The organism is Enterobacter sp. CC120223-11, from assembly GCF_900215375.1.
Lineage (GTDB): Bacteria > Pseudomonadota > Gammaproteobacteria > Enterobacterales > Enterobacteriaceae > Scandinavium.
Genome location: NZ_OBEF01000009.1, coordinates 52,213 through 67,287, shown reverse-complemented (window position 1 = coordinate 67,287; position 15,075 = coordinate 52,213). Strand labels below are relative to the sequence as shown.

Annotated in this window: 12 protein-coding genes; 7 read left to right on the top strand and 5 right to left on the bottom strand. The window is 52.6% G+C overall.

All coding sequences use genetic code 11. The annotated features are described in order from the left end of the window. Nucleotides 1-108 precede the first annotated feature (108 nt). The gene (locus CRO87_RS12285) at nt 109-615 is read right to left on the bottom strand and encodes an Lrp/AsnC family transcriptional regulator (RefSeq protein WP_097163230.1); all 507 of its coding nucleotides are present in this window, start codon (nt 613-615) and stop codon (nt 109-111) included. Between the two features lie 84 nt (nt 616-699). On the opposite strand from CRO87_RS12285, the gene CRO87_RS12280 reads away from it, so the two are divergent. After that, nucleotides 700-1,875 (top strand): MFS transporter, encoded by a 1,176-nt coding sequence (locus CRO87_RS12280; protein WP_097163229.1) that lies wholly within the window; start codon nt 700-702, stop codon nt 1,873-1,875. Nucleotides 1,876-2,042: 167 nt separating this feature from the next. On the opposite strand, the gene CRO87_RS12275 is transcribed toward CRO87_RS12280, so the two are convergent. After that, nucleotides 2,043-2,954 carry a LysR family transcriptional regulator gene (locus tag CRO87_RS12275; protein ID WP_097163228.1) on the bottom strand — a complete coding sequence of 304 codons (912 nt, stop codon included), beginning with the start codon at nt 2,952-2,954 and terminating at the stop codon, nt 2,043-2,045. A gap of 147 nt (nt 2,955-3,101) precedes the next feature. On the opposite strand from CRO87_RS12275, the gene CRO87_RS12270 reads away from it, so the two are divergent. After that, nucleotides 3,102-3,851: an SDR family NAD(P)-dependent oxidoreductase gene (locus CRO87_RS12270; protein WP_097163227.1), complete on the top strand. Its 750-nt coding sequence runs from the start codon at nt 3,102-3,104 to the stop codon at nt 3,849-3,851. A 302-nt stretch (nt 3,852-4,153) separates the two neighbouring features. Here CRO87_RS12270 and CRO87_RS12265 read toward each other — a convergent pair whose 3' ends face one another. From CRO87_RS12265 to CRO87_RS12255, 3 genes are all read right to left on the bottom strand, one after another. Beyond that, nucleotides 4,154-4,570: a DUF1398 domain-containing protein gene (locus CRO87_RS12265; protein ID WP_097163226.1), complete on the bottom strand. Its 417-nt coding sequence runs from the start codon at nt 4,568-4,570 to the stop codon at nt 4,154-4,156. 301 nt (nt 4,571-4,871) lie between these two features. Continuing rightward, on the bottom strand, nt 4,872-5,339 hold the full coding sequence (locus CRO87_RS12260; protein ID WP_097163225.1) for a DUF2846 domain-containing protein: 468 nt from the start codon (nt 5,337-5,339) through the stop codon (nt 4,872-4,874). Between the two features lie 282 nt (nt 5,340-5,621). After that, nucleotides 5,622-7,532 (bottom strand): tyrosine-protein phosphatase, encoded by a 1,911-nt coding sequence (locus CRO87_RS12255; RefSeq protein ID WP_097163224.1) that lies wholly within the window; start codon nt 7,530-7,532, stop codon nt 5,622-5,624. Between the two features lie 433 nt (nt 7,533-7,965). Here CRO87_RS12255 and CRO87_RS12250 point away from each other — a divergent pair, with 433 nt between their 5' ends. The 5 genes from CRO87_RS12250 (at nt 7,966) to hflK (CRO87_RS12225) (ending at nt 15,068) form a co-directional block, all read left to right on the top strand. Beyond that, the gene (locus CRO87_RS12250) at nt 7,966-8,460 is read left to right on the top strand and encodes a molybdopterin-dependent oxidoreductase (RefSeq protein WP_097163223.1); all 495 of its coding nucleotides are present in this window, start codon (nt 7,966-7,968) and stop codon (nt 8,458-8,460) included. 17 nt (nt 8,461-8,477) lie between these two features. After that, the gene (locus CRO87_RS12245) at nt 8,478-10,406 is read left to right on the top strand and encodes a bifunctional diguanylate cyclase/phosphodiesterase (RefSeq protein ID WP_097163222.1); all 1,929 of its coding nucleotides are present in this window, start codon (nt 8,478-8,480) and stop codon (nt 10,404-10,406) included. A gap of 551 nt (nt 10,407-10,957) precedes the next feature. Next, the gene (hflK, locus tag CRO87_RS12235) at nt 10,958-12,841 is read left to right on the top strand and encodes a protease modulator HflK (RefSeq protein ID WP_097163220.1); all 1,884 of its coding nucleotides are present in this window, start codon (nt 10,958-10,960) and stop codon (nt 12,839-12,841) included. Between the two features lie 26 nt (nt 12,842-12,867). Then, nucleotides 12,868-13,872: a protease modulator HflC gene (gene hflC / locus CRO87_RS12230; RefSeq protein ID WP_097163219.1), complete on the top strand. Its 1,005-nt coding sequence runs from the start codon at nt 12,868-12,870 to the stop codon at nt 13,870-13,872. Then, nucleotides 13,869-15,068, top strand: a complete 1,200-nt coding sequence (gene hflK, locus CRO87_RS12225) for a protease modulator HflK (RefSeq protein ID WP_097163218.1) — start codon at nt 13,869-13,871, stop codon at nt 15,066-15,068. Before hflC ends, hflK (CRO87_RS12225) begins: the two co-directional genes overlap by 4 nt. Nucleotides 15,069-15,075 lie beyond the last annotated feature (7 nt).

The window sequence follows — 15,075 nt, the reverse complement described above, 5'->3', positions numbered from 1 at the left end:
CGGATGATGGATTGGGTTTGTGGCTGTGTTTTATGGAAGGGGAGGTTTGTGACTGGAGCGGACCCTTATTTGTAAGAGAGCTGAGTTTCTTTGACAAGCCTGCCTTTATCAAGCTGAATCAGGTGATGGGCCACGTTCCAGGAACGTAGAAAGCGCGATATAGCTGCGAACAGAGCGAACACCTTCAAGACTCTGAATCTCCATCAGGAAATTTTCCAGCGATTCGGTATCGGCGGCGCGTACTTTGATAAAGACGCAGCCATCCCCGGCAACGGTATGCAATTCTTCCACTTCCTTGCGACTGGTGAACTGCAAAAGGGCTCGCGTCGCTTGATAGCTACTGGTATCGATAACCAGGAATGTTAATAGCGTCCGTCCCAGCTTGCAGCCATCCAGCACCGCCACAGTACCCTTGATCACCCCGTCGCGTTTCAGTCGTTTTACGCGATCGTGAACCGCCGGGGCCGATAAGTTCACAATCTCACTCAACTCTGTGTAACTGCGACCTGCATCTTCCGCCAGGGCACCTAATATTTTTCGGTCAATGGTATCCAGTTCTACTGGTTTGTGCTTTGTCTGCCGAATGCCATCTTTTTCTTTATCAAATGCGCTCATTGGGCTTCTCGGTCTGAATGAAAGTATGAATATAATTAATTATACCTAATTTTATTAAGTCACAAAACAGAGAATGGAGTTGCAATGCCTATCGCACTTTTCGCCCTCGCCGTGGGGGCATTTGGTATCGGCCTGACTGAGTTTGTCATTGCCGGGATCCTCCCACAAATCGCCGCCGAATTTAGCGTCAGCATCCCGAAAGCGGGAATGATGGCTACGTCCTACGCTCTGGGCGTATTTATTGGTGCACCACTGCTAACGATTATCGGTGCGAGGATCCCTCGCAAGGCCATGCTGATTGCATTAGCGGGTATTTTTACGGTCGGTAATATTATTACGGCCATCGCGCCGACAATGGAGATAGCGATTGTGGGCCGAATTATCACCTCCTTTAACCACGGTGCTTTTTTTGGTATCGGTTCGATTATTGCCGCATCGCTAGTGGCGCCCGGACGCCAGGCAAGTGCCATTGCCTTTATGTTTTCGGGGCTGACATTAGCCAATCTTCTTGGCGTTCCTGCGGGTACCTGGCTTGCGCAAACCTTTAGCTGGCGACTGGTATTCTGGGTCATTGCCGGTATCGGTCTGCTGACGATGGCCAGCGTAGCCCTACTGGTTCCACATATTGCGAAAGGCAAAGCGATTGCTTTACGTAACGAACTGAGAGCCTTTATTGACCCGCAGGTGCTGCTTGTCATGGGGATCACTATTTTCGGTCCGGCGGCCTTTTTCACGTCCATCACGTACATTGCACCAATGATGGTTCAGGAGGCCGGTTTCTCCGCAGGCGGCGTGGCAGGGTTAATGGTGCTGTTTGGTCTGGGGCTCGCCGTCGGCAACTGGATTGGCGGACGCTTCGCCGATCGTTCCCTGTTTGGCACGCTTTTCGTTACCCTTGCGGCTCAGGGACTGGTGTTGCTGGTATTCTGGGCTGGTGTTGAAAGCCAGTGGGTTGCCGGCATCTCTGTATTCCTGATGGCGGCATTCGGTTTTGCGACAGTCTCTCCGATTCAGAAGCTGGTAATGGAGCGTGCCAGCCATGCGGGTGCCCCCACTATGGCGGCATCGGTCAATATTGGTATGTTTAATCTGGGAAATGCGCTGGGGGCATGGGCTGGCGGGGTAACCATTGCCGCAGGTTTTGGTCTGGATTCACCGAACTGGGCGGGCGCAATTTTATCCTTCATTGCGCTGGGTCTGGCTTATTTTGCCTGGCTCAGTTCTCGCAAAGGATATGTGTTAAATGTCGGTTCTTGCTGATTAAAAAAGACGGTTGCTTGCGGCCCTAATGAGGACATCGGTTTAGATCTGACTGATGTCCGCTCCCCGTTCAGAGCGGATAACCCCAAGGGCAGGTATCAGTGAAGGGCCCAACAGAAGCGCAATTGGCGAATCTTTTGCGCCCTTCTGGAGCGTAAGAGATATGATTATCGGTCAGTGCGCAGTGCCGCTGGGAATACCTCGGTTAGCCAGTCAATAAACACGCGTAACCGGTGCGTCATGTGCCTGTTTTGGGGATAGACGACATAAAAAGGATAACTCGCGGGACGCCATGCCTGCAGGATCTCAACCAGCGTGCCGTTGTTCAGTTCATCTTTAGCCGCATAGTAAAAGGTCTGGATAATGCCCATCCCGGCCACGGCCGCCGCCAAATGCGCATTACTTTCGTTAATCCCGATGTGATGCTGCGTCTTCATCTCCCGCACTTCACCTTCTACGATAAAGCGAAAAGGAAAGGCTCTGCCCGTCAGCGGAGACAGATAGCTCACCAGCTTATGCCCATTTCTTAATTCATCCGGATACGCAGGCACGCCAGCGGCTTTCAGATATCCAGGCGTAGCGCAGGTCACCATCGAGGCATCACCAATATGGCGGGCGATCAACGACGAGTCATCGAGAGCGCCACCGCGGATGACGCAGTCCACATTGCCGCTAATAAGATCCACCGGTCTATCGGACACGCCTAAATCGATTTTGATTTCCGGATAGCGCTGCAAAAAATCGGGTAATGCCGGGATCAGGACATCACGTGCGGTAGAGCCGCCGACATCAATACGCAAATACCCTTTAGGTCTGCTCTGCAAGGCGCTAAACGAAGTGTCTATCTCCTCAATTTCAATGAGCACCCGCGAGGCTTTTTCATAATAGTCCTGACCCTCTGGGGTTGCGACGACGCGCCGGGTCGTGCGATGTAAAAGCCGCACGCCGAGATGGGCCTCCAGGGATTTAACCAGCTTACTTAATGTGGCATTCGGCAGGTTCAGTGAATCCGCAGCCCGCGTAAAATTGCCCGTTTCCACCACCCGCGTAAACGCGCGCATAGCCATTAACTGATCCACGTTCTGTTCTCCGTGAGATATCTGATTATTCACCAATGGAAATAGTGTTTTCTATTTATGCTAATTTATCAATAATTCCTCTGCGGCTAAAGTTGGTTCACAGGCTGAATGACGGCCAATTCGAAACAACAACCGAGGACATGAATAATGAGCAAACCACTTTCAGACAAAATTGCACTGGTCACGGGCGGCAGCACAGGAATCGGTCTTGCCAGCGCTCAGGAACTGGCGGCGCAGGGGGCAAAAGTCTACATCACCGGACGTCGTCAGGAGGAACTGGATGCGGCCATCGTGCTGATCGGCTCGTCGGCTAAGGGGATTCGGGCCGATGCTTCACGTCTTGACGACCTGGATAAGGTTTACGCGCAAATTGCAGAAGAGTCAGGGCGTCTGGACATTCTGTTTGCTAACGCCGGTGGCGGAGATATGCTGCCGCTGGGTGCCATAACCGAAGAACATTTTGACCGAATTTTCGGGACTAATGTGCGCGGAGTCTTATTCACCGTCCAGAAAGCACTGCCACTGCTAAGTGCCGGTTCATCCATTATCCTCACCGCTTCCACCGTTTCGGTAAAAGGGACTGCTAACTTTAGCGTGTATAGCGCCAGTAAAGCCGCAGTGAGAAACTTTGCTCGCTCATGGGCGCTGGACTTGCAGGGGCGTGGTATTCGGGTGAATGTCGTGAGCCCGGGCCCGGTCAAAACGCCTGGATTAGGGGGGCTGGTTGCCGAGGACCAGCGTCAGGGCCTGTTTGATGCACTGGCGGCGCAGGTTCCGTTGGGCCGGATTGGTGAGCCCGCGGAAGTCGGCAAAGCCGTTGCGTTTCTGGCGTCTGATGCTGCCAGTTTTATCAATGCCATAGAGCTGTTTGTTGACGGCGGTATGGCGCAGATTTAAATCTGATATCACACCGTCAAATCCTTCGAGGCGACGGTTTTTCAATAGATGGCTGGAGTCGCGCGGTCTTAGCTTCGCAGTGAGACAGCGCATAATACGGCTCCAGCCATTTCTGCTGGGTATTGTCATCCCGCAAAATATAGCGACCGGTTGCAAATCACATCACTCTCGTCGACAAGATTTGCTCATAACTCCCTTCTTATGACGAGGTTGGGTCAGAATGGCTGCTGGGTGCCAAAGCAGTCGTTGTCGGCCAACTATGCTGACACTTTCTGGTGTATGTCTGTCAACGGACGGCTTGATTAACAAATACGAACTTCCGGATAGGCCTCAATATAACTTTCGCCATTGCAGCCATAATAAGAGACTTCACGAGCGGAGAAATCGACGCTATATCGAACAATCCCTGCTTTCCAAACCGCGGACAGAAATTCGGGGAAGGTGGTTTTACCTGCCTGATCTTCCCTTAATGCGTGGATAAGCGCGCGCTCATCAAATGTCGGAATATCCGCTGGATTTGTCGTGAGATACTGACCCGGCATCATTACCGGCCCGAGCGTAGTGATATACAGACTTTGGCATGAAGGGAGCTCCCATTCATTCTTTATGACTCCGGCCTTTCGGAGGGTTTCTGCCAGATAGGGAAATCCACCTACAGCAGGGCGACCTGCGATAGCTTTTTGCATTGCGGCGTTGAGATTATTAATCGCTTCACTCATCGTACCTATTCCTTCTTAATTCAATTGGTTATTCCACTATAGTCAGTTTATTTGTAGAAGGAAAACGAATGAGTGTGTATGCAATCTGAATTTTGTATCGATGTCTGATGCTATTTTGCCACCCCTGGGGAATCTCGGTATTACGCTACAGCAAGGGGCGGGAAATGAGGTGATTCATGCGGCTCAAATGACGCTGAAGCAGCTAATGGAAAAAGCGTTGTTAAGTACGGCTTAAATATGAACTTGTCATTGGCCTGTGATACCCAGCCCCAATATGGGCTGGGTGATATCTTTGCCGCGATCAGTTATCGCAATGTCCTGGCACAGCTAACTTTACTTCAGATTTAGAAACGACACGCATCCCTTCGATGTCAGAAACCTGCTGCAGCCCAGCCCCGCCTACAAACACGCCCATTTTGATGTACTGGCGAACAAAATAGTTCTTCCCGGGCATCGCATTGAGGGTCAGATTATTGGGTGAGAACTCGGATTCAGTGCCCAGCGTGTGTGGCTGGTCGGTTGATATTTGCTGATAGAAAAAGACTCTGTCGGACGTTTCACCAAGGCAACGTCCGTCAAGATAGACATCCTTTTTTAACGCTTTCCCGACGAAGCTATCTCTGTACACATAGAGGCCTGCCTTGCCATTTTCCGGGACCGGGAATGATTTAGCAGTCGCATTTTCTGCAGTACTGGCCAGAGGAACCGACGCACACCCACCCAGAAGCATCGAGGAAAGAATGACTGCTGCGAAAATTATTTTATTCATAGTATTCTCATAGAGTTAAGTAAAACAGCGGGATGAGAATAATCTTATTTTTTGTGCCTGTCACCAGGGGATAAATCAGAGCGCGACGTCACCGATTTTCATCCTGCAATAACGATTTCATCAATTAGATTGCCGTGGGCGCAGGGTCGTTTGCAGGCGGGATCAGCCTTAATTGCTCATATTGTTTTAAACGGTTCCGGCGATGACCAGAACCGTTTAGCCTGAATACTGACTATTCAGCTTCCCTTTTATAAGAGGGAGGTGTGCGTAAATCTGGAAAGATTAAAAGGCAACCGCGACGTCCAACTGACCAGAAATGCCGTCACTGTGGGTATCGGCGGTGAGGTAATCCGCGCGTGAAGTGACCGTCACATTACGATAGCCGCCGCTAAGACGCAGGCCCGCCTTATACAGGTTTTTGCTACCAAAGGCAGAGGTCTGGTCGATGCCGATGCCATAGAGTGTGCTATGGCTGGTGGGGCGGTCGTCATTCAGCAGGCGCTCATAGCCAAGATTGATGCCCGGCGTTAACGTCCAGCTTCCGGCCTGCTGCGGCAGGATCCCAATGCCAAGATCGGCAGTCAGGCTGGTCTGTGTGTCATTCACACCCGCCATGTCCAGCGCCAGTTCGCTCCCTGTCTCCTGGAATCCATCGATAGCAAGATGGGTGACCTGAACGCCAAGGGCCGGATCAATCGTCAATGTTTTCGCAGTGCTGAGCCAGCCTAACGAGGCCCGGCCGCTGTAATATTGCCCGTTGCTGTCACCCTTTGCCGTCCCCAGACCCTGAGAAAGGTGCCGCTCGCTCTGATAATCGATATAGCCCGCGCTGCCCTGAACGCCGGCCCACGGGCCGGTGTTGAGAGAGCTGAAACCATAGCGAACGCCGAGCGTTGCGGAAGTGGTATTGGTTTTAACATTGCCACCTGCTGCAGAGACGGAACCATGACTGTAACCGATAGCGCCATTCGCCGCGGCGGCGTCGTTAAAGCGGTGGGTGACGCCGACGAGTGCGCCGCTGGTATGCTCATTACTGGAGCTTGCTCCATCCTGGCGGTCGGTACCCAGGTAACCCGTCAGTCCTTGTAGCCAGACCTGCGACTGTTCGGCCTGAAGGTTGCGGCCTGAAATTTGCGGGGTGATGGCATCGTACTGGCGGGACGGCTGGCGCAGCAGATAACTTTCGGTATCAGCGTGAACCTGGCCGCCAATCTGTGTTTCCACCCCGCCCAGGGAGCCCTGAACGATGGCATTTTGCAGATAATAGTTATAGGCGGTGTAGTGCCCGGAGAGTGACGAATCCTGCAAGGCATTCAGCGCGCTGGCTCCTGCCGCCGCGTTGCCAGACAGATTTTCCTGACCGGGCAGCATCAGATAACGCACCATCTTGCCTCTGAGCACATAAATTGTGGCCTGATCGAGGCCCAGACCTTCCTTGAGATAATTATCCATTGAACCATAGCTGGCGACGACCTGCTCCAGTCCTGCCTGCAGCCAGTTTGCCCGCACGCCCATCAGCGCGCCGTATGTCTCTTTCATCGAGGCAGGTAGCATGGCGACGGTGGCATTCAGGCGTGCCGCCGTATAATCGTTGGTGGCGAGATAGTTCGCCATAATATCGTCCTGGCTTACGCCCGCGATTGATTGCAGCACCGCGCTTATCCAGCCTGTGCGATCTTTTCCTGCCGTACAGTGGAAGAGTGCGGCATCATCCGCACTGGCGAGCTCCCGGAATACGCTGCCAAGCCCCTCGCGCGCATAGCCACTGGTCACGAAGCTTCGCTCGCCATCTTCCATCATCGCGTCAACATCGCCGACGGTCATTTTCGACAGATCGATAACGAACGCGCCGTTATTCCCGATAAGGTCAATGTTCACGTACCGGCTGCCTTCAGGCAGCGTATCGCCCTGTGCGGCCACTTCTGCGGGGGAACGCACGTCAACAACCGTAGAGATATTCAGGCTGTTCAGCGTGGCAAGATCGTCACCTTTTGGCGTCAGGGCATTGGAGCGATAGAAAACCCCTGAGCGCATTTCACCGTTGTGGGCGGTGGTATAAGCCGTACCGATCCCCGCAATATCACGAAAATTGTCGATCCCGACGAGGTGGGGCGTCGTGAGAACGGTTTCAGCCTGGGCGGCAGAGCAGATCAGGCAAATCAGAACAGCCAGAGGACGTACGGACAATTTCAAAGCAACACTCCTTGCAGGTAAATGTAAACAAGGCGCGGAGTATATTGATATTATGTTGCAAATTTGTTACATAATTGCGTGCGTATCAAATCAGCCGAAGGAGGACGGCAGAATGGCCTCGCGGTACGCCATAAATGAGCGATACGACATATCAGTATTAACGAGGTAACCTTTGCTTTATTGCGTGTTTATTTGCCTCGAATAAATGAGCTGGTTGTTTTTTGTTCAATGATGTGAGGGTTTAGTGCGACTTAAATAAAAGTATGGCTGTTGCTTAATTAATATTAAAAATATAACTAAAATTAATGTATTGATTTATAAGGGATTTAAGTCAAAGGCGTGTGATTGCATCAACAATGCCCAAGCCGCATATATAAATAGCACAGTAACTAAATTATAATTCTTTAACATACGGTAGAAAGACGAGGTCAAAATGCGGTTCATTGTCATGCTGTTAAGCCTGGTAGTCTGCACACAGACATGGGCGGGTGAAATTCCCAAACCTGCCGGTAAAGTCCTTTTAACAATGTCGGGTAATATCGAAAATACCAATGAGGATGGCAAAGCGGTTTTTGATGTCGCCAGCCTCGAGAAGTTAGGGCTGGTTAGCTTCCAGACGACGTCCCCCTGGTATGATGGCCGTACGACCTTCACGGGTATCTCCCTGCAAAAACTCATGGATTACGTCGGGGCAAAAGGCTCTGTTGTTAAGGTCACTGCGCTTAACGACTACACCACGGATATCCCTCTCAGCGATTTCAAGAAGTACAACGTTATCCTTGCCCTGAAAATCAACGGCGAATACATGCGTGTCCGTGATAAAGGCCCGCTGTTTGTGGTCTACCCTTACGACAGCTTGCCTGAGCTGAATAATCAGATCTACTACTCAAGGTCAGCCTGGCAGGTCAGCAAAATGACGATTGAGTAAGGGGTCAGAAGACCAACATGAACAGAATTCTGGCTGGCATCATTTTTTTCCTGTTTATATCGACCGGGTATATCTCTTACCTTGTGCATGAAAGGCAGCAGGAGCTGCAAAAGCTGACCCATTACACGGCTTCCTGGTCTGCTGCACAGCTGGTGTCAGAGTATTACCGGTTTGAATCGATGCTGGGTCTTTACACTATCGATGAGAATATGTCGATGGACGAGGCGCGCCTGCGTCTCGACATTATGCTCAGCCAGAGCGATTTAATGAAAGAGGGCGACCTGAAGGGATACATTGACAGCAGTAAAGCCCATCAGGAGTTAGCGTCACAGCTCGAGCAGGCCCTTGATTATCTGGATACTCATCTTGAGAAGATGAACCGCCCTGAAATCCAGGCCTATCTGAAGACCATGCACTCGCTCGATGCCCGGTTGGGCAGTCTGTCGTCCGGTGCTTTGGACAGGGATATCAACTCGGTTAGTGACGCCAACCTGAAGATTAAAACCCTGTACTATATCTACTCCGCGACCTCTGTATTGCTGATTATTATGAGTGCGATACTGGGGTTGCTGATATTTTACCAAAACAGAAATATTCGTCTGGCACATCTTCAGGTCAAGAGCCTTGCTGATGCGCTGCAGGAATCTAAAGAGCAGCTGCAAATCCAGAATGCCCGACTGGAATATGACGTCTATCATGACTCGCTGACCGAGATGAATAACCGACATTTCTTCTGGGGCAATCTAACTGAAACCATCGAGGTCGCAGCAAAAATTGATAGCTCTGTGACGGTGATGTTGTTTGATTTAGACCGATTCAAGGAAGTCAATGACACCTATGGTCATGATGTCGGTGACATGTTATTACGCCAGATCTCACAACGCCTGATTGCGATTGGCCTGACCTCCGCAACGCTTTATCGCTTAGGCGGGGATGAATTTGCGTTTCTCTCCAGTGGCTTGACGGAGACGGGTGCCGTTTCACGAGCACAAAAAATCTGTGATGCCATCAACCAGCCATACACCATCTATAACACGGTTATCAATATCACCACCTGCGTCGGTATTGTTATCTCAGACACTGAACGTCGCTCTGACTACCTCTATAAATTTGCCGACCTGGCCCTTTATGAAGCAAAAAATGAAGGTGCAGGTAAGATAAAAGTCTTCCGGCAATGGATGTTAGACAAGCTGCAGGAAAGCCGAACGCTTGAGCACGATATGGCCCAGGCCTTAGTGAATAAAGAGTTCGTGGTTTACTATCAGCCGATAGTCGACTCCTTCAGCCGCGAAATTTACAGCTATGAAGCGCTGATTCGCTGGATACATCCCCTGAAGGGCGTGCTGTCGCCGGACACCTTTATTCCCGTGGCCGAAAAAACCGGCATGATTAACGAGATGGGGAAATCTGTACTTGAAATGGCCTGCCGGGAAGCCGCTTGCTGGGCGGTACCGACCAAAATTTCTGTCAACGTCTCTCCCGTTCAGCTCAGCAGTAAAGCTTTTACCGGCATAGTGATGTCTATCCTGAAGGACACGGGGCTTGCGGCTGAGCGGCTTGAGCTGGAAGTGACCGAATCCTCTCTCTTTACCGAGAGCAGCACGCCGGTGAATACGCTTAACAGACTGCGTGCTCTGGGCGTGAAAATCTCTATCGATGATTTTGGTACCGGATACTCTTCTCTGTCGCGCCTCAGCAGGATTGCCTTCGATAAAATCAAAATAGATAAGTCCTTTGTGCATTCGATATCTGCCCAGGGCGATGCTTTGAATATCATCAGGCTTATCACAGGTATGGCGAAATCCCTCAATATGAAGGCCGTTGCCGAAGGGGTTGAAACGCAGGAGCAGCTGGAGAGCCTTCAGGCGCTGGGCTGTGATTTTGCTCAGGGTTATCTGTTTGGCAAACCTCAGCCTTTTATCGATGCAAAAATCAGAAACGGCTAGGCCGTGAAGAGCGGCTGTAATTGAAGTATGCAAGAAAATCTGACAATTTTTATGGTTACGTTATAGTATAACGATGGTGTTTGTCGTCGCGAAGGATGCGCGCTTATCACGACAAATCGTAGAAACGCCCGTTGCTTACAGTTTCGGATGACCTAAATGAAAATTCGCAGCATGATTGTCGCATCGCTTGCCTTAAGTTCTTTCAGTTGTCTGGCCTTTAAAGCAGAAACGGTCAGTGTTTCTCCCCTCCCGACGAGCCAGCTCAGCCCGATAGCATCCGGTATTTTTACTGGATTTAACGCATCTCATCCACCCACCGCGCTCGGCGGTACCTGCAAGGCTTCCCCGCTAGCAGGCTGCAGTTGTCCATTCTGTACGATGTTGCGAACGCATTCACGTTAGTCACCGTCTCAGAGCAGAAAAGCGCAGTCATTGTCAGTTCAAGACTCCCTTAAGGGAGCCGAAATGTGTTGCGTGTTCTGGTATAACAATTGACCTCATCGACTCGTTATCACGTTTTTAGAGTGTGTCTTCTTTAAACAGGAGCCCTAATGGAGCCTAGCCTTCAAAGTGATGCCACCCGCCTGGATACGCGACTACGTTCTCGCCTTTTATGGTGCAGAGCCATTGTCAGCATGCTCCTTGGTGTTGTGGCTATCCTCTTCTTTCTGCTGGAGTTTATCGATACGCAAAGTGTCTGGATGATGGTTTTTCGGCCACTTCTGGCATCAGGGTTATTAACTTTTGCAGTGGTAGACAATGCGCTGAGGGCATCTTCCATTCCTGAGCCCTGGGAAGCAGAGACTCAAACAGCACCCCCCGAAAAACCACGCTGGAAGAAACTGGCCTGGCTTAAAACGCTGGACGAATATTTGGCGAGATGGGAACCGCACATTATTCATCTTGGGCTGACCGCCGCTTGTTCCATTATCGCGCTGGTGCTGGTCAGTAAGAACCTCAGTACGGACAACGTTTTCGCGCCGCTTGAAAGCGGTCTGATCCCGGTGGGTTCGGCGCTTCTGGCCGGTTGCTTTGCACTGCTGGTCTGTGAACGCACTCTCAGCTTCCGTCGTCTGAAAAGTTGGCCGCAACAAGCCGCGATGATTGGATTATTGCGCACGGCGTTGAGCATCAGCGTGCTGATGATGGTCGCCGTTGCCGTTTCGGCGTTATCCCTCACCATTGCTTTTTGGATAGTCTGGCTTGCCAGCCTGATTGTTTTCCTGGTCGCTCTCGAGTTTCTTCTGCGCACGCTGGCTGCGGCCTGTGTAAAACCTGATCTCACCCGTAAGCCGCCATTTCTGACCCAAAGCCTGGTTGCCGAACAGTATCGCTGGCCGCTTCATCCTCTGCTGGCGCTGCGCAAAAAAATCATGCAGCACTTTGGCGTGGACGTCGGCAAGATTCAGGCGTTCAGGCTGCTGGGTCAAATCCTTTTGCCTGTCACCTTTGGCGTGGTGTTGATTGGCTGGCTCGTCAGCGGGCTGCATGAAGTTCCTTCCACCCAGCGCGGCGTCTATGAACGCTTTGGTCGCCCTGTCGCTGTTCTGCCTCCGGGGCTGCATGTCGGTCTGCCCTGGCCATTTGGTCGGGTGCTTGCGGTCGATTATGGCGCAGTGCATGAGCTTCAGCTCAGTGACAAGCCGGCAGATGAGAGCGTAGGCCGCAAGATAGCCGACACCATTGAGGGCCCGGCCCCGCAGGAAAGCTGGCGTTTGTGGGATAACTCCCACACCACCGACCAGGCGCAGGTGATTGCCAGCGCCGTGGGTGACAAGCAGAGCTTTCAGATTGTGAACATGGATATCCGTCTTATCTGGCGAGTGGGATTACAGGACAACGATGCCATGAACAGTCTGTATCAGACTGACGACCTCCCGACCACCATTCAGCGCATCGCCCGTCAGGTTCTGACGCAATATTTTGCCCATCAGCAGCTCGATGCGTTACTGAATGAACAGCGGGCGTCGATGTCTGCGGCCATGAATACTGAAATACAAAAACGCCTCGATAAACTCCACACAGGCGTGGAATTGCTCTATACCCGCGTGGAATCTATTCACCCTCCAGCCGGGGCGGCGAATGCCTATCACGGCGTGCAGGCGGCACAAATAGCGGCCAATACTCAGATAGCGAAAGAGAGAGGATATGCCGCCGCGCAGGGGAAAGAGGCACAGCGTAAAGCGACCACGGCAATCAGTAACGCCGAGGCATCAGCTGGCGAACGTATGGCTCAGGCCAATGTCGCCCTGACGCGCTACAGCGCTGAGCATAATGCCTGGAAAATCAATCCTGAGGCTTACCTCAATGAACGCCGTTACCAGACGTACAGCAAAGCGCTGTCCAGAACGCCGCTGCTTATTCTGGACAGTCAGGTGGCAGAAGATAATCAAGCCATGCTCGATTTACGTCAGTTTTCCCAGCCTTCGCGCTAGCACCCGATAAATAAGGCCCGCTGAGAATGAAAATTCGTACTATTTCAACCGCCGCAGAAAGCGATAAGGTTGGTTTAACTCCCGCATCACATCAGATGCGGGCTTCCCGTCCTGACCGCCGCTGGTTGCGTTACGGTATCGCAGCCCTGCTGGTCGTGCTGGCATTACTGACCGCCTGTCTGGTTCAGGTTCATGCCGGCAGCGCCACCATTATGACCCGTTTTGGCAGCCCGGTTCGGGTCCTGCTCTCACCGGGGCTGGCGTGGCGTCTTCCTGCCCCGTTTGAAACACCCGTCGAGGTGGATTTGCGTACCCGCTCAACGTCCAGCGGATTGCAGGATGTCGGGACCCGCGATGGCTTAAGGGTCATTGTCCAGGCCTGGGCTATCTGGAAAGTCAGTCCGGAACAGCCGCATGTGCTGCGTTTTATCCGCGCGGTACAGAACCAGCCTGAAGAGGCTGCGCGCCAGATCCGTACTTTTATCGGTTCTTCCCTCGAAACCACCACCAGTAACTATGCGCTGTCGGAGATCGTCAATACCGATGGCAAGCAGGTGAAAATTCCACAGCTGGAGCAGCAGATTAAAAGCCAGCTGAAGGCGCAGTTGCTGAACAGCTATGGCATCGAGCTGATTGATGTCGGTATCGAGCGTCTGACGCTGCCTGCCGTCACCCTGAATGCGACCGTTGACAGGATGCGCGCAGAGCGTGAAACCATCGCCACTGAGCGGACGGCTGAAGGCAACCGTATGGCGGCCGAAATTCATTCCAAAGCGGATAAAGAAGCGCGTATTACTGAAGCCGATGCGTCAGTGAAAGCTGCGACGATCACAGCCCAGGCGCAGCAGGATTCCGCAGCCATCTACGCCAAAGCCTATGCGCTCGATCCGCAGCTTTATAATCTGCTGCGTTCTCTGGATACCCTTAACGACGTGGTGAACAAAAGCACCCGCATTGTGCTGAGCACTGACGCCGCGCCATTCAAAGCCCTGGTGCAGAAACCGGATGATGCGCAGAAGGCGAATCCATGAGAAAAGCTTCCACAGTATTAAGCCCCTGGGGCCAGTCATACCGGATTGCCTTCTTTGGCTTGTATGCCGCAACCGTGGTGGCGGCGCTATCCTGGGTCGTTTCCAGTTTTCATCAGGTCACGCCCGACACGCAGGCTGTTGTTTTCCGCTTCGGTAAAGCGGTGAACGTAGAAAGTTCAGGTATGTTGTTTGCCTGGCCGAAGCCGGTTGACCGTGTGGAAATCATTCCGGGTCCGGCCCGCATTTTGCAGCATGACGTCCTGCCCTTGCTCCGCCGCGAACAGCTGAATCTGTTGAGCAACGATCAGTACACCAGCGATGCCGGGGCCGGAGCCGGGTATTTACTGACCGGTGATTCCGGCGTCGTCCAGCTCAATATGCAGGTGTACTACCGCATCAGTTCGCCGCTGCAGTATGTGCTTCAGCAACAGCATATCAACCCGCTGCTCGACAGACTGGCACAGCGTGCCGCGACAGTGGTCAGCGCAGGGCGAGATCTGGATACGATCCTGGTCGCCCGCCCTGAAACACTTGAGAACGACAGTCATGCCGCGCAGGAGCGTTCGCGTTTGCGCAGCGATCTGCGTCAGGTGATGATGCAGGATCTGCAGAAACTGAAGGACAGCGACAACGATCCGGGTATTACCATCGAACGTGTCGATATAGCCTCATCCCTGCCGGATAACGCCGTGGATGCTTTCAACGCCGTACTGACTGCCAGTCAGCGCGCAGAGCAGACCGTTGCGCAGGCACAGAACGATGCCACGCTGCGCCTGCAAAAAGCGCAGCAGCAGTCCGACAGGGTTATCCAGCAGGCGCAAGCGGACAGCCGTGAAATGCTTGCTCAGGCCGAAGTGGCAACGCAGACCATCACCAAACTTGCCCAGGCGCGCGCAACGGGTACCGATGCCGGCATGCTGTCACGCATCTGGCGCGACAGAATTACCACCATCTTCTCCCACGCCGGACAGGTACTGACGGTGGCGCCGGAGAATAAAAACCGGCTGGTGCTTACAGGACCAGACGGGCAGGGGATCGATCAGCCGGCGGCGACCCGTTCTGCTTCGCCGTCTGACATCAGCATCAATTCTGACTGGTCTTCTGCGCCATCTTCAGCATCGACCCCAGCCTCATCTTCGGCCCCTGCGTCGAAGACTCCCACCTCTCTGTCTGATGTATTTGGAGATCTGCGATGAGTCATCA